Origin of the sequence: Flavobacterium cutihirudinis, assembly GCF_003385895.1 — a bacterium.
GTDB lineage: Bacteria > Bacteroidota > Bacteroidia > Flavobacteriales > Flavobacteriaceae > Flavobacterium > Flavobacterium cutihirudinis.
The window spans coordinates 947,875-973,643 of record NZ_QRDQ01000008.1 but is presented as its reverse complement, the minus strand read 5'-3'; the positions used below and the strand labels follow the sequence as shown (position 1 = coordinate 973,643).

Here is a 25,769-nt window from a genome sequence, read left to right as displayed (position 1 = left end):
GACTTTTTAATTCCCTAATTCTAACTGATTTTTAACTAATTCGTAGTAGTTTTTTTTAGCTAATATCAATTCTCTGTGAGTTCCTAATTCTACTATTTTGCCTTTTTCCAGAACTACAATCTGATCTGCATTTTTTACTGTAGACAATCGATGCGCTATAATAACTGCAGTTTTGCCCACTAAAAAATCATTCAAATTTTCCATAATTACCTTTTCATTATTTGCATCTAATGAAGAAGTTGCTTCATCAAAAAACAAATAATCAGGATTTTTATAAACTGCTCGCGCGATTAAAAGTCTTTGTTTTTGCCCTCCGGAAATACCCGCTCCTTCGTTTCCAATTTTTGTATTATAGGAAAGCGGCAAACTTTCTATAAAATCTCTAATATTGGCAGTTTCAACAGCATGCAATAGTTTTTTCTTATCGACATAATCTTCTCCAACTGCAATATTGTTTGCAATTGTGTCATTAAAAATAAATCCTTCCTGCATCACAACGCCGCATTTTCCTCGCCAGGCACTTGGTGAAATCGAGCTGAATTTCATTTTGTCAAGAAAAATTTCACCTCCGTTTGGCTCGTAAAATTTCATAAGAAGTTTTAGCAAGGTTGTTTTCCCGCTTCCGCTGGTGCCAACTATAGCTGTAGTTTTTTGTTTCGGAACAAGCAAGCTCAAATCTTCCAAAACGTAATCAGGATTTCCTGCATATCTAAATGACAAATTTTTAATACTAATGTCTGAATGCCCCAGATCATGGATTTTAGGATTCAGCACATCTTCTTCATCTTCTTTATCATGAATTTCCCCCAAACGTTCTAAGCTAATTTTTGCATCCTGAAGTGAACGGACAAAACTTACCATTTGCATTAACGGATTGTTTAACTGGCCAATGATATATTGTACAGACATCATCATCCCTAGTGTCAATTCTCCTTTAACTACTAATGTTGCCGAAAAAAAAGTTATTAATAAATCTTTGAGATGATTAATAAAATTGGAACCGACAGATTGCCATTGTTCCAGCGTTAGCGATTGCATATTAACTTTGAAAAGACGAATCTGAACAAACTCCCACCCCCAGCGTTTTTGTTTTTCGGCATTATGCATTTTGATTTCCTGCATTCCGTTTATCAGCTCAATAACTTTGGATTGTTCATTTGAAACTTGTGAAAAACGCTTATAATCAAGCTCTTTCCTTTTCTTTAGGAAAAATAAAATCCAGGCAAGATATATGATACTACCAATTAAAAACACCAAAAATAACTGAAGATTATAAAACGCAAGCACAAAACTAAAGATGACCAAATTCAACAAAGAAAACATTACATTGAGCGAACTCCCTGTTAGCAATTGCTCAATTCGTCTATTATCGCCTATGCGTTGCATTATATCACCAGTCATACGACTATCAAAATAGCTAATTGGCAATTTCATTAGTTTTATAAAAAAATCCGAAACAAGCGAAATATGAATTCTTGTACTTAGATGGAGCATGATCCATGAGCGAAGTACTTCAATTGCTGTTTGTCCGGCAAAAAGCATTAATTGCGCTAAAAGAATTAAATAAATAAAATTCAGATCCTGAGTCTGAATTCCAACATCAACAATACTTTGAGTCAGGAACGGAAATAATAAAGAAAAGAGACTTGCTGCTGCTAACCCAATTACAAGCTGAATTACTAAACTTTTATAGCGAAATAAGTATTTGGTTAAATAACTGAAACTCTTTCTGGAATTCTCTGTTTCCCATTCGTTCGCATAAAATTCCGGAGTGGTTTCTAATAAAAGTGCAATTCCTTCTTCTGTTTTTTCATGTGCATTTTTACCAATCCAAAACTTGATAAATTCTTCTTTGGAGTACGTTATCAAACCATGACTCGGGTCTGAAACATATACGATGTCTTTTTTTATTTTATAAACAACCACAAAGTGTTGATTATTCCAGTGTACAATGCACGGCAAAGGCATTTCTTTTTGTAGCATTTCAAAATTAACTTTTACACCAAGAGTACGAAATCCCAGTGCTTCTCCGGCATCGCTCAATCCCAGGAGGCTACTGCCCTCTCTTGTTGTTTCAGAAAAATTTCGTATTTGCTGTAGTTCAATTACTTTACCGTAATATTTTGCAATAATGCGTAAACAAGTAGGGCCGCAATCTTTGGCATCCGGCTGTTTGTAAAAAGGGAATATAAATGCTTTCAAAATACTAAGGTTTTCTCTTTTATTAAATTATCAATAAAAAAATTGAGTTCTTGAACTTCATATTCTTTGGGCAGCAATTTCCCATTTAAGATGATTGCGGGAGTATGTAAAATTTTATTTTCGAGACACCAATTATATTGTTGTTGTATTGTTTCTATTCCTGTTTCAGTCTGACCGAATTCCCACTTTGATTTCCAGTTTTCTAAACTCATTCGTTTCACATGCCAGTCATTTAATAATGCTACCACTTTGTCATATTCTCCGCTGAGATACAGGCTCATTGCCTGTTTATAAATAATATTATAAGGATTATTTAAATTCTCTGCATTTATATTAAAAACAAGTTTCATTTTTAAATGCTCAGAATTTTTACTCCATAATTTCATCAGGTTTTCATAGACTTTATGACAATGCATACAAGATGCGCTAAGCACTGCATTTAATGCTATTGGCGCATTATCATGACCTATTACAATTGTATCCAGTTTTTCTAACGCAGTTTCATTTACACTTGTATCAGCATCAGCTAAAGCTTTAAAAACAGCATATTTTCTCTTTAGTTGATTGTATTTTAATTCGATATTTTTATTTGATAAATCACTCTTTATCAAACTTTTAATTTTTATCCAAACAAAATTCATCAAAGCAAAAACGAATAAAAACAGGCTTATTTTTTTTATATCTGATACATTTAAAATAAAATTAAAACCATGAATCGAAACCACTACAATTTGAAGCATTAATGTAATTACAATACCTAAACATAAGATACACCATTTTTTTACTATAAAATATTGAGTAAAAACAGAATACAGTAAAATCGGAATACTCAACAATGCCAACCAATTATAAATAACTAAACTGTTTTGAAACACTGTACAGATTGAAAAAAAAGTTAATACCGAGAAATAAGCGAGCGAGACATCGCTTAACTTTAAATTACCCAGAATTTTTGCACCATTTGAGGAAAGTACTTCGCTGCAACTTGTTCTTTTTGAAGCATAACAGATTCTTGAAATTGTGGCATCATGAAATCCTAAATCTTCCCGAACTAAAAAAAGGCAAATTATCACTCCAACAAGAGAGCATAATGTATAAAAAAGCGATTCTCCAGGATTTGAAAAATTGGTTAAATAAACCTGAAATAAACCCACAACACAAAAACCCAACAAAAACAATACGGCATTTTTAGAAACCATATTACCTTGTCTGTTTTTCTTATTTTCATTTTCTTCAATAGCCACAATCATTCCATTCCATCCCGAAAGATATTCTGCCCTGGAAAGCTTTTGGACAAACCCATTCGCAAACTGAATTTCGAAATCCAGACCTCTTTTTTTTGTATACACAATTTCGCTACCTGTATGTGTACAAAAAACGGAAAGAAATGTTTGCGGTAAATTTATTAGTTCGCTTTCATCGATTCTGGCAGCAACATTTTCAATATCATAAAAATGCAACACATCTACAATTGCTATTAAACTTGGATAATCCGGATGAGATTGCAGTTCAAGGATTATTTTGTCTTCTAAATGATAGTATTTATGTTCGTGAAGGTATTTTTTTAAATAAAAGAAGTCTGTCATTTTGATGAAATTAAATCTGTTTCTTCGACCATTACTTTAAAAAAAAGTGTTTTTTCTACTAAAAAGAATCTGACTCTGTTTTGAATCAATTGAATAAAATTGGCTTTTCCATCTTCTTCTACATCCTCTTCCAAATAAGCCGTCATGTTCAGAATAAACTCTTCGTACAGAATTGGTTTCTCAAGTTCCTGCAAAATCAATTCATCAATTTCGTCAATACCAATTCGCGAAATTCCTTGTCCCAGTTCAGGAATTGCGACCGTTTTTATATTCTCATTTGAAAGTTCATCGAAAAAATTGACAACCTCAATCTCTGATAATTTAACTAATTCAAAAGCTTTATTATGGGAAACTAAATAATCAAATTCCTGCGGAAATTCTAAAGCCATAAAATTTCTTCCGACTAGATATTCATCTGAAAGTTTTTCTTTGATTTCTGATGTATTTTTTAATTTGAATTCCTTTTTCAAATCCACGTTTTTAGCCTTATCAAAAAACATATCATAATGTGAAAAATGAAAAGGAAACAATTTTCTCAAGCGTTCAAAATATTGTGGATATTCTTTAATAACATAGGTTTCGAGATTACTGCAAACACGCACACTTTTTTTATAAGTCCCTAATAAATGAAGATAAGTTTTTTGATTTGGCACTTTATCAAAATCACCAAATCCGATATAATTATTATCGTTTGGCGTATCCGAAAACAAACAGTTGACTTTCTCAGATGACTTTTTTATCATATTATAAAAGAGTACCTGTTCGAAAAAAATATTAAAATTAAATCCGTTGATCGAATTCCAGACCGAAGTATTTTGATCTACAAAATCAGATGAAGTTGCCGCATATTTCTTGAAAAACTCATAATTATGACCTCCAATTATTCCCATATTATAGGCATAATTGTTTTTGTTACTAATATAGTCCTGCATTTCAGCAGGAACATATACCAGATTCGGGTAGATGTCGTTCCACATTTCCTCATAATATTCGGTTGTGATTTCTAAATTCTGAGAAATAAAATCTCCACTCAATAATTCCTCCGAAAATGCTTTCCATATAAACACATCGCCATCAACATGCAAAAACGGTTCGTTTTGTAAGCTATATGTTTTAATTTTTGGCATTGCCCACAAACTTTTATGATAATGATTAAGCTCGTCCAAAACAACATGAACCTTATGATAAGGCAGTTGAAGCTGATTGATTAGTATATCATATCCTTTTTGATCCGTGTAAAGTTCTACCCTATAAAATTTGGCTAATTGATTAGCACTTAATATCCAACTGAGCCAATTATGAGCTTCTGAGAGCCATCCATAATTGTCATTTAATGGATTTTCAAGATTTTGCGACCAAAAGGATTGAATTATTTTCATTGAATTTATGATTTGGAGTATTTAATTAAATTCCCATCAGGCAATACCTCAGAGAAACCGTTTTTTTCGTTTTTATAATATTGTTTGGTGATCCGATTAAAAAAATATCTCTTATGAAACATCATTTTTATTAACTCAAACTGATTTTCAGAATTTTCATATCTCAGATAACATTGTTCATTTCTATTTGCATCAATAAAAATAAACCTGTTCATATAGGAATACTGACCTTTATCTAAATTTTGAATCCATCCTGAACTCAAAAATTTTGACCAGAACATATCAATTTCAAAAAGCTTCTTTTTGAGATTTGGATTGATTGTATCTGTCCATTTAGCACTGAGTCCCCAATTGGTATATTTTCTAATATTGTATTTATCTATAAAATAAGACCGGGGTATTTTTTGCCAATTTTTCGTTTTCGAAAAAACATTATTCTTATAACTGCTAAAATGATAAAGCAGCACTTCATATTCGTTTTTGTAACTTAAAATTCCATCGTCCCATTTTATATTTCCCGGTGTACCTTCGATAATAAACAAATCAAAATGTACTCTGATAGTATTTTGTTCCCGAACCAAAACATGATGAATACTTTCCGTTTTTGTTGGCACATCGAGAATATTTATTCCTGAAATTACTTCGTCATAGGCTCCGCCACATTCGTCAAAGCAATAATTCTCGTTGGATGTAAAGATGAATTCGTAGTCTTTGCTTTTTTTAAAAAGCTGATTGATTGTATCATTATTTCTAAAAAGCAAAAAATAACCGGACGGAAAAGAGTCTTTTACCGAAATCACATCAAATTCGTTCAATAACTCTTCGGTCATGAATTCTCTAATTCTACCGAAAACCAGATCTATATCGCAGACACCCCAAAAATCATAGTTTTCGATTTCGCTTTGAAAAATAACTCCGAAGGCAGGTTTAAAATCACAAATTTTATATGCATTGGTAATCTTTATATCGAGATTAAGTTTCTCTGAAGCCAACTGATTAAACTTTTCCAACGAAAATTTTATCATTTTTACATTTTTCGGAATCTCTCTTACTTTTTCATCATTAGAAAAAATAATAAAATCAACACTTGGATTGGTCGCACAGGATTTTAGAAAAAAATCAAAATACCAAGGCAGTTTTCCTAAATAACAATTTAACAGAACTATTTTATTCATTTCATCGATTAAAAAACAGACTATACTATAATGTTATTTTATAGTATAGTCTTTAATAAAACTCTAACTCAATTAAGCTTTAGATTAAGCCTAGTAGCAGATTCCAGTGTAAGGATCACCTGGATATTGTGGTTTAGGAACACATTTTAAAGCTGGTGCGCAATTAAATATTCCGTGGTTCAAATAACAAAAACTTCCTGCCGGCGATCCGCATCCTGAACCTCCCTGAATCATTCTCATTTCGTCTCTTTTTAATCCTTCAGTAATATTTTTTAAACTAATCTTTTTCATTGTAATAAATTTTTAAATTTTAGTATGTCTACTCATTAGCTTTTCGACTTCCGCTTTTTGGTTGTTTAACAGATTTTTAATTTAAATTAATAACTTAGGAACAAACAGCTGTAAATGTATCTCCTGGAAATAATGGTTTAGGAATACATTTTAGTGGTGCAGCACAATTAAAGACTGGACTATTTGGAATACAAGAATGGCCAAGACCCGCTCCGCATCCGCAGCCACCTTGTATCATGCGCATTTCTTCTCTTTTCATTCCTTCGAAGATATTCTTCAAACTAATTTTTTTCATTGTTTGATAAGTTAAACCAGCCTACTCATAAGCTTTTCGGCTTCCGCTTTTTGTTTTTAAAATCATCTTTTAGTGACATCAATTTCAGGTTCGGTCTTAGGTTGCGCAACCTGTATTTAAAAATCTTTTGATTTGCATTTGCAACTACAAACTAATCAGATAAATAAATAAAAAAACTAGGCATTTTTTAGCAGTAAAAATGCTATTGACTTCTTAAAAATATAAAAAATATCTTACCGTTTAACAGTGGTTTTTCTTCAGAACACACTATAACGTTATAGTGTTAATAAATAATAATTACAATAAAAAATTGGTTAAAAAATTAACAGTTTAAAAAATAAATACATTAATAATACAGAATAAACAATTAGCTTAATTATTTATAGCTTATCGGTGCAGTTTAAAATTTTGCATAAAAAAAGGGCTGTCTTACGACAGCCCTTTCGAATTATTTACTACTAAAAATTAATCTAATGTGATCTTTTTAGCACCATTGTCAATTGTTAAAACTCTTGGTCCTGTTGGTCCAGTATACTTAAAGTTACTATCACCATCACCAGCATTTACTAATTCATCATCGATAGTATAACCGTTTGATGAATAGAAAGTATAATTATGACTTGCATCCCAGTTACCATTACTTGTAAAGTTGTTTCCTAAGAATTCTCTAAATGCTTCTCCGCTTTTAAGAACAATAGTTACTTGGTAAACATCTGTTTTCCCAACAACTAATGGGAATTCAGTTTCTGCATCACCATCCCAAGTCCATCCTCCTGGAGTAGCAGCACCCACTAACCAGTGTGAAGTTGCTAATGGAGTATGATAAGGAGTTGCTTTAATAGTATAGAAATTAGAAAATTGTGATTCAGCCCCTGTTCCAACTGTAGATTTGATACGAATATCAACACTACTTTCTTCTTTTGAAGGAAAACCGGCATTAATTAAAGCTGCATTTAACTCAGCAACTGTCAAAGCTCTGTAACGAGATGTAGTTGTAGTTACTGCAAAAGGAGCAGCAAATTCAGTACCTGCTTTTGCAATTTCAATTGTATAATTTACAACTGTCTGCGTTCCATCATATTTTGCATCATCCCAAATTACAGTTGTTGCAACCTCTTTCTCATTTTCTTTTGTAAGAACAATGTTAAAGTCACTTTGAGGGCTAAGTAATACCGGAGCTGTAACAGGCTCAATTACTGGTCTATCTTCTACATCATCAGCATTACATGACACTGCTAAAACACCAATGAATGCGATTAAAATTTTATATATGTTTTTCATTTTATTTATTTTTTATATGGTTAGTTAGTATCCTGGGTTTTGTTTTAAAGTTGGGTTTGCTTGAATAGTACGTGACGGGATAGGCATCAAATCTCTGAAAGATTCTGTACCGCTACCATTTTTAACGCCACCTTTCCATTGCCATACTTTAGAAGATCCTGAGAATTTTCCAAAACGAATCAAATCTGTTCTTCTGTGACATTCCCAAAACAATTCTCTTGCTCTTTCATCTAAAAGAAAATCTAATGTTAATTCAGAACTTGTAATAATACCTGCTCCAGCTCTAGCTCTAATTTTATTTACATAACCTAAAGCTTTTGCTGCATCACCTGAAGAAGCTCCTCTTAGAGTTGCCTCAGCATACATTAAATATACATCTGACAATCTGTACATTGGGAAATCTGTGTCTGGCATATCAGCTCGTTGTGCAGCAGAGCCATCAGAATTTATGTTTGTAAACTTTCTAACTGCATAACCATTAGTAAATACTCCATAATCAGCGATATCTAAAGTTTGTCCATCTGTAAAGAAAGTACCTCTTTTATCAGAAACTGCATTTACATCAGGAAATAACTGAACAAATTCTGGTCTTACTCTGATACCTGACCAACCACCGTCCATTCCTTGATCTGCTCCTGCCATTTTTCCTCCAATAGATGCGTGCAAAATAAAACTCATACCTCCACCGATTGCTCTAATTGCATTTCCATCGCCAACAATTGGGAAAATAACTTCACTTTGTGCTCCGTTTCTGTTGTTATCTGCAGAAAACAAATAACGGTATGGAACCTCTGCAAATGTATATCCTGAAGCAGTAATAATGTCATTACATACAACAGCAGCTTCATTAAATCTTTCTGTTCCTGTATATACTTTAGAATTTAAATAAATCTGAGCAAGCAAAAATTTAGCAGCAGTTTTATCAACTCTTCCATATTCATTAGTTTTTGAAGGCGCCAAAGTATTATCAATATCTTTCAATTCAGACTCTACAAATGCAAAAACTTCTGCTCTTGTTTTTTGTTCTGGATAAAAGAAACCTACCGGATCATTTTCAGTTGTGATAGGCACATTTCCAAATAAATCCATCAAGTTAACATAAGAGAAAGCTCTTAAAAAACGTGCTTCAGCTCTTAAAGTGGTAACTTCAGCTTTCAAATTAGCGTCAACACCTCTTGATGCTAATTTCTCATCTGTAGTTTGTCTTAAAAATTCATTCGCAACACTAATTTCATAAAATGCTCTAGAAAAAATTCCGTACAAAAACTGGTTACTCGGACTCCATTTTTGCCCATTTATTGCAGGTAAACCATCATCAGACCAAGCCACAATTGCCTCATCTGTTGGGAATTCCTGAGTAACAAACATTAGTCGTAAATAACTACTAAAATCTCCTCCAAGACCAGCGATATCAGCTTGTCCATCACCATCATTACCTCCTACATACAAACCTGCATATAATTTCGCCATTACTTGTTTGTACGATGCCGGATCCTGAAAAAAGGTTTCAGAAAGAAACTCATCATCATCCGTTGGTGTCACGTCTAAGTCACCTGTACAAGACGTAAGTGTCATATTTAATCCTAAAATGAATAGGAGAAAATAAGATATATATTTAAATGATATTTTCATTTTGTTTATTTTTAAAATTTTGTTTTTCAATGTACTACTAGAAATTCGCATTTACTCCAAACAAGAATGTTCTGGCTCTTGGATAAACGTTATTGTCAATACCGTTGAACTTCTCTGGATCTAAACCGTCGTATTTCGTGAATACCAATACGTTTTGAACTCCTGCAGTAAATCTCAATGAAGCTGCTTTTAATAATGTTTTATCAAAAGTGTATCCAAGTACAATATTATCTAACTTGATAAATGAAGCATCTTTAACAAAATAGTTAGAATAATTACGTTGTGTACCATTTGAGTTACTTTCAGTTGTAAATCCTGTATTGTAGTAATCTGTAGTAATATTAGAAATATCACTATCTCTTCTTAAACCTGATTGTACATAACCTTTATCTGAACTTACGTTGTCGAAAATATAATTTCCTAAACTAGCTCTCCAGTTCATTGTAAAATCGAATTTTTTATAATTCAAAGTAGAATACAATCCGAAAAGATAATCAGCTGTTGGCTTATGGAATTTGTAACGATCCGCGTCTGTAATTGCTCCGTCACCATTTCTGTCTGCATAAGCTCCTTGAATTGGTCTTTTGTTAGCATCATACAATTGTTCAAAAACAAAAAATGAATTTGGTGCAAAACCTTCAGAGTGAATAAGAACCTGGTTACCTGTACCTCCCGCAATTACATCTCCTGTAATATATCCTTGGAATCCAGGAACTGTAACTCCTAAATCAGATATTTTTTGATCAATATACGTTACGTTACCAGCAAGATTCCATGTTAATTTATCAGTTTTAATGATATCTGATTGAAGACTAAACTCAACCCCTTTAGTTCTAACACTTCCAATATTGCTATATCCTTGGTTACGAATATTTGCTCCATCAGGAACAGGAATATCTGCCAAAAGATCACTAGATTTTTTATCAAAATAGTTAATAGTACCTGTTAATCTCTCATTAAAGAATCCAAAATCAACTCCTAAGTTCATCTCGGCTAAATCTTCCCATTTAATATCCTCATTATAACCTTCCGGTTTTGCAGCTCTGTATACTACACCATTAAATACATATTGTGTATTAAGTGTACCAAATGTAACTCTTCTTAAGAAATCATATGCAGGTGGAATATCTTGTTGTCCTGTAGTTCCGTAACCAACTCTTAATTTCAAACTAGATAATGTAGAATTATCTTTTAAGAATGCTTCTTCTGCTAAATTCCATGCGAATGCACCTCCAGCAAAATTACCCCATCTGTTTTCTTTAGAGAAACGTGAAGTTCCGTCTCTTCTGTAATTAACAGTTAATAAATATCTACTGTCATATCCTAAATTAACACGTCCAAAATAAGATTGTAAGTTAATGTCCGGATCAGTAGTAACGTCAGCAGGTGGATTTGGTTGTCTAACATCTCCCGAGTTAAACCCTTCACGTTGAAACAACTGATAGTTGTAACCTGCAGTAGCATCAATTTTAAACTTACCAATATCTTTAGTATAATTAAAGTATGTATTTAAGTTTTTGTTCTGACGATTGTCTGTATAATGAGTATAACCTCCGTAATTTACCCAGTTACCTTTATCAAAAGGATTAGGCTGGTATCCTAAAATACTTTCAGTACTAATTGCATTATAACCATCACTATCAAATTTATCGATACCTGCCTCAGCAACGATTCTTAAATCTTCAAAAAAGTGAAATTTATAATCTAATCTAATATTACCCCATTTTCTTGTAGAAGTTGCTCTTCTGTCTTCCTGATTTAATCTCGCAACAGGGTTTCTTGCTGGCAATAATGGTACATTACCATTTCCTTCCAACCATTCGAAGTAACCACCATATCGAGAACCTGCATCATAAACTGATTGTGTTGGATCAAATGTAATAGCAGAACTTACAACCGCACCTTCGTTTTGGAATTGGTTTTTTCCAAAAGATAAATTTCCTGTAATGTCAATTTTCAAGTGGTTATCAAACAAAACCGGGTTTAACGATAACGATGTCGTAGTTCTTTCAAAAGAAGTATTTCTTAAGATCCCAGGATTATCTACATTTCCAACAGATAAACGTACCGGTAATTTTTTGAATAAAGCACCGCTTACAGATATATTATTGTTGGTTGTTAAAGCAGTATGAAAAATTTCATCTTGCCAATTTGTATTTGCTGTACCTAATAAAGCTTTTTGAGCTGCGGTACCTTTTTCATTTACAAGAGCACGATATTGATCTGCATTTAAAACGTCTACTGTATTAGCAACTGTATTGATACCAACCTGAGAACTAAAGTTAACTTTCACGCCACCTTTTGTTCCTTTTTTAGTTGTAATTACAATTACACCATTTGCAGCACGAGAACCGTAAATTGCTGCTGCAGATGCATCTTTCAAAACAGTAAACGACTCGATATCATTAGGATCGATTGTAGACAAAATACTTGTAGAACCACTTGGAACCGCATTACTCATAGGAAGTCCATCAATAACAATTAATGGTTCATTTGAAGCACTTAATGAAGATCCTCCACGAATTCTAATATCAGCTTTTGCTCCAGGAGCTCCTCCTCCAACAACATTAACACCGGCAATACGTCCGCTGATTAAAGTTTCTGGAGTTACGTTAATTCCTTTATTAAATTCTTTAGCAGAAATTTGAGAAACAGATCCTGTTGCGTCTTTCTTCTTAACAGTACCGTAACCTACTTGTACTACAACTTCTTTAAGCTGATTTGTATCTTCTTCTAAAGAAACATTTATTGTTTTTTGTCCATTATAATCAAGGATTTGGGTTACGTATCCAATAAAAGAAACAGAAATCTTGTTACCGTTTTTTACATTAGATAATTGGTAATTACCATCAAATCCTGTTGATGTCCCACCCGGAGCACCTTGAACATTTACGTTTACTCCTGGTATTGGCTGTCCTGTTGCTTTATCAACAACAGTCCCACTTAATGTGCTTTGAGCTAACACAGTAAATGGCAACAATAGGAATAAAAATAACAACTTTTTGTAAATTGTTTTCATACTTTTTGTTTAAATTAGTTTGAGTTTTTGATTGTTAGTTAAGTTTTTAATTTTACTTCGAATTTCAAAATTATGAATTTATTAACACGCTCAACAAGAGGCAATTTTTATTGGTTTACGAAAACGTGGTAGTGTTGAAAACTTTCTATTTTTTGTAATCTTTTAAGTCAAAAATTGTCAATACCAAAAATATTAACCATCTTTATTATCAATTAGATTTTTTCCAAAAAACACCATGAAACGTAAAATAACCTTAAAACAGATAGCAAAAGAACTTGACGTATCTATTTCAACTGTCTCAAAATCACTTAGAAACAGTCTTGAAATAGGTGAAGAAACGCGTTTAAAAGTGCAAGCTTTTGCCAAGTTTTACAACTATAAGCCTAACAATATTGCTCTTAGTTTAAAAAACCGAAAAACCAAAAGTATTGGTATTATCATTCCGGAAATTGTACATCATTTTTTCTCTACCGTAATCAACGGAATTGAGCAAGTAGCCAATGAACACGGCTATAGTGTTGTGATTTGTTTATCAGATGATTCTTTCGATAAAGAGGTTTTGAATATGGAAATGTTAGCCAACGGAAGTATCGATGGTTTTATCATGTCACTTTCTAAAGAAACACAATTCAAAGGCGATTTTCATCATATTACAGAAGTCATCAATCAAGGAATGCCGGTTGTTATGTTTGACCGTGTTACCAATGATATTTTATGTGACAAAGTTATTATTGATGATAAAGCTGCTGCGTATGAAGCGGTTCAAAGCTTGATTGATAATGGAAGAAAAAAGATTGCATTGGTAACCACAGTAGATTATGTAAGTGTCGGAAAACTAAGAACCGACGGTTACGAAAAAGCGCTTTTAGACAACGGAATCCCTTTCAATGAAGATTTAATTATTAAAATTGAAGATGTTGATACTTGCGAAATTACTATTTCTGAACTTTTACATGACCGTGCTTTTGATGCTGTCTTTGCCGTAAATGAGCTTTTTGCCGTGACAATTATCAAAACGGCTTCAAAAATGGGATTAAAAATTCCTGAAGATTTGGCTGTAATTGCTTTCACTGATGGAATTATCTCAAAATACTCCACTCCAAGTATTACAACGGTAAGTCAAAGCGGTGAAAAAATGGGTAACAAAGCAGCCAAAATGCTTATTGAAAGACTAGAAGCCGAACATGACGAAGATGAAGACGAAAACGAAAATTACACTACTGAGGTTATTGAAACTCATTTAATAAAAAGAGAATCTACTGACTAAATTTCTTAAAATCAACCTATTCTAAAGCCATAAAAAATATTTATGGCTTTTTTATTAGCATAAATAAAAAAATAATTAATACTTTTACGCCCGTCAAGGCTTTTACTTTTACTTCGAAAAAAACAGTAAGTTTTGATAAGCAAAGCGCTTATCGTATAATTTTTTCAAATTACGATAATGGAAAAGCGTAAATTAAGTTTCTGGGAAATTTGGAACATGAGTTTCGGTTTCTTAGGAATACAATTTGGTTTTGCACTGCAAAACGCAAATACTTCAAGAATTTTTGAAACCCTTGGTGCTAAAATAGATGAAATCCCAATTTTGTGGATTGCTGCGCCTGTTTCTGGTTTAATTATTCAGCCCGTTATTGGTTATTTCAGTGACAGAACCTGGACTCGTTTAGGAAGACGTCGCCCCTATTTTTTAATTGGAGCTATTTTGTCTTCAATTGCATTATTCATTATGCCCAACTCTCCTACTTTATGGATTGCTGCTGGAACTTTATGGATAATGGATGCGTCGATAAATGTTTCAATGGAACCGTTTCGCGCGTTTGTAGGCGATAATTTGCCAGACGAACAGCGTGCATTAGGTTTTGTGATGCAGAGTTTTTTCATTGGTACAGGCGCCGTTGTAGGTTCTGTTCTACCCTATCTTTTCACAAATGTCTTTGATGTTAGCAATGTTGCTCCAAAAGGAATTATTCCGGATGCCGTAAAATGGTCGTTCTATATTGGCGGAATTGTTTTTCTGCTTTCTGTTTTATGGACTGTTTTCAAAACAACCGAATATACTCCAGAAGAACTTCATGCATTCGAAGCTAACAGCAAAAAAGATGTTGAAGACAGTACTGTTTCAGAGACCGAATCTGGAGTTTCTACAAAAAAACAATTGCTTTTAGGAGTATTGTTTGCTGGTATTGGAGGATTAATTTCATTTTTAATTTTCGAAAACAGCCTTGCTAAAGAGCTATATATTCTTTTTGTAGGCTTGATTTTTATGGGCGTTTTATTTGTAATTGCATCACAATTACGAACTAAAAAAGTTCAGAATGGCTTTACCATCATCATGACCGATTTATTGAACATGCCAAGAACAATGCAAAAATTGGCTTGGGTTCAGTTTTTCTCTTGGTTTGCCTTATTTTCTATGTGGATTTATACCACACAAGCTGTTACACAACACATTTTTGGCACTACAGACACCACTTCAAAAGTATACAATGATGCTGCCGACTGGGTTTCTGTTTTATTTACAGTTTATAACGGAGTTGCGGCAGCCGTAGCTTTCTTATTACCAGTTATTGCAAAAAAAGTAGGCGTTAGAGCAACACATTTATTAGCATTATGTGCTGGAGGTGTTGGTTTAATTTCAATTTATTTTATTGGTGATAAACAGCTGCTTATCCTTCCAATGTTGGGAGTTGGTATCGCTTGGGCAAGTATTTTATCAATGCCTTATGCTATGTTATCTGGAGCTTTGCCTGCAGCTAAAATGGGATATTATATGGGCGTTTTTAATTTTTTCGTCGTAATTCCACAAATTGTAGCTGCTACGATATTAGGATTTGTAATTAAACAATTCTTTAATAATGAACCTATTTATGCTCTAATAATTGGAGGTGTATCAATGATTTTCGCAGGATTATTGACGCTGAGAGTAAATAGTAAAACTAAAATTGAAATCCATGAATAATAAAAAAGCATTCATCTTCGATCTTGATGGAGTGATCGTTGATACCGCTAAATACCACTTTTTAGCTTGGCAGAAAATTGCCAAATCATTAAATATAAATTTTACGCTTGAAGACAACGAACTTTTAAAAGGTGTAAGCCGAGTTCGTTCTCTAGATATTATACTTGGATTAGGCAATGTTCAGGCTTCTCAAGAAGACAAAGACAAATGGCTGATTCAAAAAAATGAAGATTATCTATCTTATTTAGTTGACATGGATGAAAGTGAGGTTCTTCCAGGAGTTTTAAAAATTCTAAAACTATTAAAAGATAAAAACCAAGGAATTGCATTGGGCTCTGCCAGTAAAAATGCAAGACCAATTCTAGAAAAAACAGGGATTCTGTCTTACTTCGATGTTATTGTTGACGGAAATGACGTTACCAATGCAAAACCAGATCCTGAAGTTTTCTTAAAAGCGGCTCAATTATTAAACATTGATCCAAAAAATTCAATTGTATTTGAAGACTCTGTTGCCGGAATTCAGGCAGCAAATATTGCAGAAATGGTAAGTGTGGGAATTGGTGAGGAAACAATTTTGCATGAGGCTGATTTCATTTTTAAAGATTTCACTGTAATGGATGAAAACTTTATCGAATCATTAATCACAAAGTAAAATCAATCATAAATCAATCAATCACGAAAAACACTGTAAAGACAAATGAACCAAGATTATATAAAGCCAGATAACTGGTCAATTATAGAAGAAGGATTTGATGCTGAAAGGGTCAAATCGTCTGAAAGTCTTTTTAGTATCGGAAACGGTGCTATGGGACAACGCGCCAATTTTGAAGAAACATATTCTGCAGAAACTTTTCAAGGAAGTTACATTGCCGGAATTTATTATCCAGACAAAACAAAAGTGGGCTGGTGGAAAAACGGTTATCCGAAATATTTTGCCAAAGTACTTAACGCTCCAAACTGGATTGGAATTGACATTGAAATCAACGAAGAAAATCTTGATTTAAATACGTGTACCGAAGTTAGAAACTTCCGCAGAGAATTGAATATGAAAGAAGGTTGGTACAATCGTTCTTTTGAAGCAATTCTAAAAAACGGAACTGAAATTTCAGTTAATGTTCGTCGTTTTCTTTCATTAGATTTAGACGAATCGGGAATCATTAAATACGATATTACACCTTTAAATAAAGATGCAAAAATCGTTTACAAACCTTACGTTGACGCTGGTGTAACCAATGAAGATGCGAACTGGGAAGAAAAATTCTGGGAACCGCTTGAAGTTAAAAAAGGTACAAATGAAGCTTTTGTTACGGCTCAAACGTTTAAAACGCATTTTAAAGTTACGACTTTCATGCACAATACGATTTTGGCAAACGGAGAAAACATCAACGTTTCGCCATCAACAATCGATTCAACAACAGATAAAGTTCAGTACACATACGGAACTATTATTGCAAAAGGACAAACCTCATCAATTCAAAAAATTGGTGGATATACGGTTTCTTTAAACCATGAAAACACTTTGGCTGGAGCCGAAAAAGTAATCAAATCGGCAGTTGCTTTAGGTTATGACGCACTTCTTCAAAATCAAATTGAAGCTTGGGCAAAAATCTGGGAAATGTCAGATATCACAATCGAAGGTGATGTAAAAGCTCAACAAGGAATTCGTTTCAACATCTTCCAATTAAACCAAACGTATTCAGGAAAAGATTCTCGTTTGAATATTGGACCAAAAGGTTTCACCGGAGAAAAATACGGCGGATCTACTTATTGGGATACTGAAGCGTATTGTATTCCGTTTTACATGGCGACAAAAGATCAGCAGGTTGCGCGTAATTTATTGACGTACCGTTACAATCAATTAGACAAAGCGATTGAAAATGCTAAAGATAATTTAGGTTTCAAAGACGGTGCTGCATTGTACCCAATGGTTACCATGAATGGTGAAGAGTGTCACAACGAATGGGAAATCACACACGAAGAAATCCACAGAAATGGTGCGATTGCTTTTGCGATTTACAACTATTACCGTTATACTGGAGATTACTCTTATATTCCTGAAAAAGGATTAGAAGTTTTAATCGGAATTGCGCGTTTCTGGCACCAAAGAGCTTCTTTCTCAAAAGATAAAAATCAGTATGTTATTTTGGGAGTTACAGGTCCAAACGAATACGAAAACAACATCAACAATAATTTCTACACCAATTATATTGCGAAATGGTGTATTGATTTTGCAGCAGAACAAATCGAAAAAGTTGCTTCAGAATATCCTGCAGACCACAAACGCATTTTAGAAAAAGTTAGCCTTTCGGCGAATGAAATTCAGGAATGGAAAAAAGTGGCTGATGATATGTATTTCCCAATTTCAAAAGAACTTGGAATCTACTTACAGCAAGACGGTTTCTTAGACAAAGATTTAGTTCCGGTAAAAGATTTAGACAAATCACAGCGTCCAATTAACCAAAAATGGTCTTGGGATCGTGTTTTACGTTCGCCATATATCAAACAAGCAGACGTTTTACAAGGTTTTTATTTCTTCGAAGATCATTTTTCGAAAGAAGAATTAAAACGCAATTTCGAATTCTATGAATCATTTACGGTTCATGAAAGTTCGCTTTCGCCTTGCGTACACTCGATTCAAGCTGCAGCTTTAGATAAAATGGACATGGCTTATACTTTCTATTTAAGAACTTCTCGTCTGGATTTAGATGATTATAACAAAGAAGTGGAAGAAGGTTGTCATATTACCTCAATGGCCGGAACTTGGATGAGTATTGTAGAAGGTTTTGGTGGAATGCGTGTTAAAAATGACCAGCTTCATTTCTTTCCAAAAATTCCGAAAGAATGGAATGGTTATTCTTTTAAAATCAATTTCAGAAATCAAATTTTAAAAGTAGCTGTAGATCACAACGAAACAACATTTACTGTCGATGGCGAAAAAGATTTAACAATTATTGTTAACGGAAAGCCTATAATTGCAAGTAAATTTGTACAAATAAATTAAATCACAATACCCTTAAAAACTAAAAAACATGAAAAACTTATTTTTCGCAAGTTTAATCTTGTTTGCTTTTAGCTCAATTGCAGAAGCACAACAATTAAAATCACCCGAAGGAAAGTTCGTAATGGAATTTTCTCTGCAAAACGACGGAACTCCAACGTACAATTTAAAATACAAAAACAAAGAAGTTGTAAAAACAAGTAAACTTGGTCTTGAACTTAAAGATGACAAAAAATCTTTATTGAATGACTTTACAGTTGTTGATACTAAAACTTCGACTTTTGATGAAACTTGGAAACCAGTTTGGGGAGAAGTAGATCACATCAGAAATCATTACAATGAATTGGCTGTTACTTTAAACCAAAAAGGAACGGACAGACAAATCATTATCCGTTTCCGTTTATTCGAGGACGGACTTGGATTTAGATATGAATTCCCAGCACAAAAGAATCTTACTTATTTTGTAATTAAAGAAGAAAGATCTCAATTTGCAATGACTGGAGATCATACTGCTTTCTGGATTCCAGGAGATTATGACACTCAGGAATACGATTATACAAAATCTAAATTATCTGAAATTAGAGGTTTATCTCAAAAAGCATACACAGCAAACGTTTCTCAAAAATCTTTTTCACCAACAGGAGTTCAGACTTCTTTGATGTTAAAAACTGCTGACGGAATCTACATCAACTTGCACGAAGCAGCTTTGATCAACTATTCTTGTATGCACTTGAATTTAGACGATAAAAACTTGGTTTTCGAATCTTGGTTAACGCCTGATGCAAAAGGTGATAAAGGTTATATGCAAGCACCAAGCCATTCTCCGTGGAGAACAATTATGGTAAGCGATGATGCTAGAGAAATTTTGGCTTCAAAAATGACTTACAACTTAAACGATCCTTCAAAAATTGAAAATACTTCTTGGATTAAACCAGTAAAATACGTTGGTGTTTGGTGGGAAATGATTACAGGAAAAAGCTCTTGGTCGTACACAAATGATTTCCCAACAGTTCAATTGGGCGTTTCTGATTTTTCAAAAGCAAAACCAAGTGGAACACACGGAGCAAACAATGCTAACGTAAAAAAATACATTGATTTTGCTGCGGCAAATGGTTTCGATGCTGTTTTGGTTGAAGGTTGGAACGAAGGCTGGGAAGACTGGTTTGGACATTCTAAAGATTATGTTTTTGATTTCTTAACGCCTTACCCAGATTTTGATGTAAAAGGACTTCATGAATATGCAAAATCTAAAGGTGTAAAAATCATCATGCACCACGAAACTTCAGGATCTGTTCGTAACTACGAGCGCCACATGGATGCTGCTTACAAATTCATGAACGATAATGGATACGATGCTGTAAAAAGCGGTTACGTAGGTGATATTTTACCAAGAGGTGAAAATCATTACAGCCAATGGATTGTAAATCATTATCAATACGCTATCGAAAAAGCAGCTGATTATAAAATTATGGTGAACGCTCACGAAGCAGTTCGCCCAACAGGAATTGCTAGAACGTATCCTAACTTAATTGGAAACGAGGCTGCAAGAGGAACAGAATACCAAGCTTTTGGAGGTTCTAAACCTAATCACGTTACTGTATTGCCATTTACACGTTTAATTGGTGGTCCAATGGATTACACGCCTGGAATCTTCGAAATGGATATCAGCAAAATGAATCCGGACAACAAATCGCATGTAAATAGCACAATCTGTAATCAATTAGCTTTATACGTTACAATGTACAGCCCATTACAAATGGCGGCAGATACTCCAGAGAACTACAACCGTTTTCCAGATGCATTCCAATTCATTAAAGATGTGGCTGTAGATTGGTCAGAAAGTAAATATATTGAAGCTGAGCCGGGAGATTTTATTACAGTTGCCCGTAAAGCAAAAGGAACAAACAACTGGTTTGTTGGAAATGTAAACGGAGAAACTTCTCGTACATCTAACATCGATTTCAGTTTCCTTGAAAAAGGCAAAAAATACACTGCAACAATTTACGCTGATGCAAAAGATGCGCATTACAAAACGAATCCGCAAGCTTATACTATCAAGAAAATTGCTGTAACGAATAAATCAAAATTATCTCAGTTTTCTGCTCCAGGAGGAGGTTATGCGATAAGCATTATTGAAACAAAATAATTTAATTAACCATATAAGAAATGTAAGTCCATTTAAATAGAAATCTCCCCAGTTTTTGTCTTAAATGTTCTTACATTTCTTATATAGTTTAAATTCTACTCCTGCAAGGTTTTTCAAACCTTGTAGGTTTTCTTAAGCTTTACTCAATTTCACATACCTGCAAAGTTTTGTCCCGAAGCTTCGGGATTGCAGGAAATCGAACTAAAAAGAAAAACTATGAATAACCTAAGAATAAACCACAATTTCTACATACTCTTTCTAATGGTTTTGCTATTTTCCGCTTCCGCGAAAGCGCAAATCCAAAAAGTAGAACCTCCATTTTGGTACGCCGGAATGAAAAATCCGGAATTGCAGATTATGTTCTACGGAAAAAACATCTCACAATATGAGGCTTCTGTTTCGAATAATGTGGCGATCAAAAATGTAGAAAAAACAGAAAATCCGAATTACCTTTTTGTAACAATTGATACGCAAAATATCAAAGCATCTGAATTGGTTTTCTCTTTCAAAAACAATAATAAGGTAGCTTTTACGCAGAAATATTCTCTTAAAGAAAGAAGAGCAAATTCGGCAGACAGAAAAAGTTACGATGCATCGGATTTGATTTACTTAATCATGCCGGATCGTTTTGCAAACGGAAATCCGAAAAACGACAGCGACGCTTCTTTAACTGAAAAAGGAAACCGCGCAGAACCAGGCGGTCGTCACGGTGGCGATATCGAAGGAATCATTAAAAACTTAGATTATATTTCGTCTCTTGGTGCAACTACAATTTGGAGCACGCCTTTATGCGAAGACAACGACAAACAGCATTCGTATCATGGGTATGCGCAGTCTGATGTTTACAAAATAGATCCGCGTTACGGAACGAATGACGATTACGCTCGTCTTTCTGCAGAAATGCACAAAAAGAACATGAAACTGGTTATGGATTATGTTACGAATCACTGGGGAATTACCCATTGGCTGATGAAAGATATGCCAACAAAAACATGGTTCAATCAGTTCGAAACTTTCACGCAAACGCACCACAGACGTGAGGTAATTACAGATATTCACGCTTCAAAAACAGATCAGGAAGTTTGTGTTGACGGCTGGTTTGTGCCTTCAATGCCGGATTTGAATTTAAGAAATCCTCTAGTTGCAAAATACTTAACGCAAAATGCGATTTGGTGGATTGAATTTGCAAACCTTGACGGATTTAGAGTTGATACTTATAATTACTCTGATAAAACTGCTATGGCAAATTGGGCAAAATCAATTACAGATGAATATCCGAACTTTAATATCGTTGGTGAAATCTGGATGCACAATCAGGCGAATTTAGCTTTTTGGCAGAAAGACAGTAAAATTGGTGCGATTGAAAACTACAATTCAAATCTTCCAAGTGTAATGGATTTTACGCTTCAAAGTCAGGTTACTTCTGCTTTCAACGAAGACACGCCAAACTGGGACAGCGGATTGATCAAATTCTACAACAATTTTGCGATGGATTTTCTATATCCAAACACGAATAACATTTTGGTTTTTTCCGAAAATCATGACACCGATCGTATGAACGATAAGTTCAAATATGATTTGCCAAAATATAAATTGGCGATGACTTTATTGGCAACCATTCGCGGAATTCCACAAGTATATTACGGTTCAGAAATTGGAATGGGCGGTGACAAAAGTAAAGGCGATGCCGATATTCGTCAAGATTTTCCTGGCGGATGGGCTGGCGATAAAAACAATGCTTTCACAGTAGCAGGAAGAACAGCTCAACAAGCACAATATTTTGATTTCACGTCGAAATTATTCAACTGGAGAAAATCAAATGAAGCGGTTCATTTCGGAAAAATGACACATTATATCCCTGAAAACAATACGTATGTTTATTTCAGATATACCAATGCAAAAACGGTAATGGTGGTTTTCAACAACAATGCAAAAGAGCAGGTTGTAAAAACAGCTCGTTTCAAAGAAAACATCAAAAACTTTAAATCTGGAAAAGATGTTATCACAGGAAAAACATTCGATTTAGCTACAGAAATTACTTTAGAACCAAAATCAGCTTTGGTTTTAGAATTGGAATAAGATTAAAAACTCAGTATATAATGTAGAGACGCACTGCAGTGCGTCTACGCAAAGTATTTTTGCCACAGATTAAAGGATTAATGCAGATTTTAAATCATTTTAATCTTATAATCTGTGGCTTTTTTTTCAACATAATATATGTCTAAAAAATTCCCAAATAATGAAAAAATACACTTTCCTTTTTTTATCTTTAGTATACTTAACAATGAGTTGTTCTGGCTCAAAATCAGTTACAATGAATAATACTTCGAAAACACCTTTCGTTTGGGAAGGGGCAAATGTTTATTTTTTACTTACAGATCGTTTTTATAACGGAGATACTTCAAACGACGTCAATTTTAACCGAACAAAAACACCCGGAAAATTACGCGGATTTGAAGGCGGTGACATCATCGGAATTACCAAAAAAATCGAATCAGGCTATTTTGAAAAACTAGGAATAAATGCCATTTGGCTTACGCCGATTGTAGAACAAATTCACGATGGCGTTGATGAAGGAACCGGACTTAGTTATGGCTTTCACGGTTATTGGGCAAAAGACTGGACCGCTTTAGATCCCAACTTCGGAACAAAAGAAGACTTGGCAAAACTAGTCAAAAAAGCACACGAAAAAGGCATCAGAATAATTCTCGATGGCGTAATTAATCATACTGGACCAGTAACTCCGGAAGATCCTGTTTGGCCTTCTGACTGGGTTAGAACTGGCGTTGTTTGCGATTATAAATCTTTCGAAAATACAACCATGTGTACTTTGGTTGACAATCTTCCGGACGTTAGAACAGAAAGTAATCAAGAAGTAGCGCTCCCTCCTTTTTTAATTGAAAAATGGAAAAAAGAAGGCCGTTATGAAAAAGAAATCGCTTCATTAGATGAATTCTTCAAAAGAACCAATTATCCAAGAACGCCAAAATATTATATTATAAAATGGCTTACAGATTATATATTAGAATTTGGAATTGACGGTTACAGAGGCGACACGGTAAAACATACCGACGAAAAGGTTTGGGCCGATTTCAAAAAAGAATGTGATTACGCTTTTGAAACCTGGAAAAAACATCATCCTCTACAAGTTTTAGATCAGAATCCTTTTTACACGATTGCTGAAGTTTACGGTTACGGAATTAGCGGTGGACAGGATTACGATTTTGGAGACCGAAAAGTAAATTATTTTCAGAATGGTTTTAACAGCATGATTAATTTTGAATTTAAATGGAATGCTGCGCAAAACGATTATGAAGGTTTATTTTCTAAATATTCAAATGCTTTAAACAATGACTTAAAAGGATATTCGGTTTTAAATTATATGTCTTCTCATGACGATGGTCAGCCTTTTGATGCTAATCGAACAAAAAGCATTGAAACGGCGAATAAATTATTGCTTTCTCCTGGAATGTCACAGGTTTATTACGGCGACGAATCGGCACGATCTTTAGTTATTGAAGGTACTCAGGGCGATGCAACCTTACGTTCCAATATGAATTGGGATGCTATTCAGAACAATCCTGAAACTCAAAAAACACTTTTACACTGGCAGAAATTAGGACAATTTAGACGAAATCATCCTGCAGTTGGAGCTGGCTTTCACCAATTAATTAATGCCAATCCTTATACTTTTTCCAGAACGTTTACCAAAGGCGCTTTCACAGATAAAGTAGTTATGGGAGTTGATTTACCAAAAGGCAGAAAAGAACTTCCTGTTGGTGATATCTTCCCAAATGGAACAAAATTAAAAGATACTTACTCCAATCAAAATACAGAAGTTATTGACGGAAAAGTGATTGTCGATAGTGATTTTGATATTGTTTTACTGGAACTGATCTAAAAATTTAACCGCAAAGGTCGCAAGGGAAAATCGCAAGGTTCGCAAAGATTATAAAAAACTTTGCGAACCTTGCGTAAAACTTTGCGACCTTTGCGGTTAGAAAAAACACTGCAAAATGCTAAAAATAGCTCACAGAGGTGCAAAAGCATATGAACCAGAAAATACTTTGCAAGCCTTCCAAAAAGCTTTAGATCTAAATTCAGACGGAATTGAACTCGACGTTCACCTGAGTTCTGATGGACACATAATCGTAATTCACGATGAAACCATCGACAAAATGACTAACGGAAAAGGCGCTGTAAACTCATTTTCTTTATCCGAATTAAAATCATTTTTGATTGATGGAAAACATGAAATTCCGACTTTAAATGAGGTGTTTGATTTAGTCGATAAAAAGTGTTTCATCAATATCGAATTGAAGTGTAGAGGCGCGCAGCAGTGCGTCTCCTCGCTAATCGAAGAATATATTTCAGAAAAAAACTGGAATTACAAGCATTTTATCATTTCAAGTTTTGATTGGATTGCTTTGCAGGAAATTCATAATCTAAATCCGAAAATTCCAATTGGCGTTTTAACAGAAACAGATTTGAATTTGGCATTGGCTTTCGCCGAAACTATACAAGCAAAAGCAATTCATCCATATTATCATTTATTGACTGAGGAAAACACGAAGCAAATTCAGGAAAAAGGATTTCTGGTTTTACCCTGGACAGTAAACATTGAAGAAGATATTCAAAAAGTAAAAAGTTATAACGTAAACGGAATCATCACTGATTTTCCGGACAAAATATAAAATTTAAAATAGCCACAGATTAAAAGATTAAAAAAGATTTTTTTATTCTGCCACAAATTTCACGAATTTTCACGAATTAATTTATGTGTGAATTCTGAGCAAAAAAATC

General features: G+C 33.9%; 17 protein-coding genes. 8 read left to right on the top strand and 9 right to left on the bottom strand.

All coding sequences use genetic code 11. The features are described 5' to 3' along the window. Positions 1 to 6: 6 nt before the first annotated feature. The 9 genes from BD847_RS09930 to BD847_RS09890 all read right to left on the bottom strand — a co-directional run bounded on the left by BD847_RS09930 (position 7) and on the right by BD847_RS09890 (position 12,860). The gene (locus BD847_RS09930) at positions 7 to 2,202 is read right to left on the bottom strand and encodes a peptidase domain-containing ABC transporter (RefSeq protein WP_394336443.1); all 2,196 of its coding nucleotides are present in this window, start codon (positions 2,200 to 2,202) and stop codon (positions 7 to 9) included. Then, entirely contained in the window at positions 2,199 to 3,788 is a 1,590-nt protein-coding gene (locus tag BD847_RS09925) for a vitamin K epoxide reductase family protein (RefSeq protein WP_115888109.1), read from the bottom strand. Before BD847_RS09925 ends, BD847_RS09930 begins: the two co-directional genes overlap by 4 nt. After that, positions 3,785 to 5,167 (bottom strand): DUF6734 family protein, encoded by a 1,383-nt coding sequence (locus BD847_RS09920; protein ID WP_115888108.1) that lies wholly within the window; start codon positions 5,165 to 5,167, stop codon positions 3,785 to 3,787. Before BD847_RS09920 ends, BD847_RS09925 begins: the two co-directional genes overlap by 4 nt. A gap of 5 nt (positions 5,168 to 5,172) precedes the next feature. Continuing rightward, positions 5,173 to 6,342: a DUF6625 family protein gene (locus BD847_RS09915; protein ID WP_115888107.1), complete on the bottom strand. Its 1,170-nt coding sequence runs from the start codon at positions 6,340 to 6,342 to the stop codon at positions 5,173 to 5,175. 90 nt (positions 6,343 to 6,432) lie between these two features. Next, positions 6,433 to 6,633: a hypothetical protein gene (locus BD847_RS09910; RefSeq protein WP_115888106.1), complete on the bottom strand. Its 201-nt coding sequence runs from the start codon at positions 6,631 to 6,633 to the stop codon at positions 6,433 to 6,435. A gap of 94 nt (positions 6,634 to 6,727) precedes the next feature. After that, on the bottom strand, positions 6,728 to 6,928 hold the full coding sequence (locus BD847_RS09905; RefSeq protein ID WP_115888105.1) for a hypothetical protein: 201 nt from the start codon (positions 6,926 to 6,928) through the stop codon (positions 6,728 to 6,730). A gap of 465 nt (positions 6,929 to 7,393) precedes the next feature. Beyond that, the gene (locus tag BD847_RS09900; RefSeq protein ID WP_115888104.1) at positions 7,394 to 8,209 is read right to left on the bottom strand and encodes a SusE domain-containing protein; all 816 of its coding nucleotides are present in this window, start codon (positions 8,207 to 8,209) and stop codon (positions 7,394 to 7,396) included. 24 nt (positions 8,210 to 8,233) lie between these two features. Continuing rightward, the gene (locus BD847_RS09895) at positions 8,234 to 9,841 is read right to left on the bottom strand and encodes a RagB/SusD family nutrient uptake outer membrane protein (RefSeq protein WP_115888353.1); all 1,608 of its coding nucleotides are present in this window, start codon (positions 9,839 to 9,841) and stop codon (positions 8,234 to 8,236) included. 37 nt (positions 9,842 to 9,878) lie between these two features. Continuing rightward, positions 9,879 to 12,860 (bottom strand): SusC/RagA family TonB-linked outer membrane protein, encoded by a 2,982-nt coding sequence (locus BD847_RS09890; protein WP_115888103.1) that lies wholly within the window; start codon positions 12,858 to 12,860, stop codon positions 9,879 to 9,881. Positions 12,861 to 13,095: 235 nt separating this feature from the next. Here BD847_RS09890 and BD847_RS09885 point away from each other — a divergent pair, with 235 nt between their 5' ends. The 8 genes from BD847_RS09885 (at position 13,096) to BD847_RS09850 (ending at position 25,660) form a co-directional block, all read left to right on the top strand. Then, a complete protein-coding gene (locus tag BD847_RS09885; RefSeq protein ID WP_026726869.1) occupies positions 13,096 to 14,127 on the top strand; it encodes a LacI family DNA-binding transcriptional regulator in 1,032 nt (343 codons plus the stop codon). 177 nt (positions 14,128 to 14,304) lie between these two features. Beyond that, positions 14,305 to 15,822, top strand: coding sequence for an MFS transporter (locus BD847_RS09880; RefSeq protein ID WP_115888102.1), 1,518 nt, complete (start codon positions 14,305 to 14,307; stop codon positions 15,820 to 15,822). After that, positions 15,815 to 16,474 carry a beta-phosphoglucomutase gene (gene pgmB / locus BD847_RS09875; RefSeq protein WP_115888101.1) on the top strand — a complete coding sequence of 220 codons (660 nt, stop codon included), beginning with the start codon at positions 15,815 to 15,817 and terminating at the stop codon, positions 16,472 to 16,474. Before BD847_RS09880 ends, pgmB begins: the two co-directional genes overlap by 8 nt. Before the next feature lie 45 nt (positions 16,475 to 16,519). Further along, positions 16,520 to 18,823 (top strand): glycoside hydrolase family 65 protein, encoded by a 2,304-nt coding sequence (locus BD847_RS09870; protein WP_115888100.1) that lies wholly within the window; start codon positions 16,520 to 16,522, stop codon positions 18,821 to 18,823. Positions 18,824 to 18,851: 28 nt separating this feature from the next. Further along, complete coding sequence (locus tag BD847_RS09865; protein ID WP_115888099.1) at positions 18,852 to 20,966, top strand: glycoside hydrolase family 97 protein; 2,115 nt, start codon at positions 18,852 to 18,854, stop codon at positions 20,964 to 20,966. 216 nt (positions 20,967 to 21,182) lie between these two features. Then, on the top strand, positions 21,183 to 23,045 hold the full coding sequence (locus BD847_RS09860) for a glycoside hydrolase family 13 protein (RefSeq protein WP_244201578.1): 1,863 nt from the start codon (positions 21,183 to 21,185) through the stop codon (positions 23,043 to 23,045). A gap of 160 nt (positions 23,046 to 23,205) precedes the next feature. After that, the gene (locus tag BD847_RS09855) at positions 23,206 to 24,867 is read left to right on the top strand and encodes an alpha-amylase family glycosyl hydrolase (protein WP_115888097.1); all 1,662 of its coding nucleotides are present in this window, start codon (positions 23,206 to 23,208) and stop codon (positions 24,865 to 24,867) included. A 115-nt stretch (positions 24,868 to 24,982) separates the two neighbouring features. Then, a complete protein-coding gene (locus tag BD847_RS09850; RefSeq protein WP_115888096.1) occupies positions 24,983 to 25,660 on the top strand; it encodes a glycerophosphodiester phosphodiesterase in 678 nt (225 codons plus the stop codon). Positions 25,661 to 25,769: the final 109 nt, after the last annotated feature.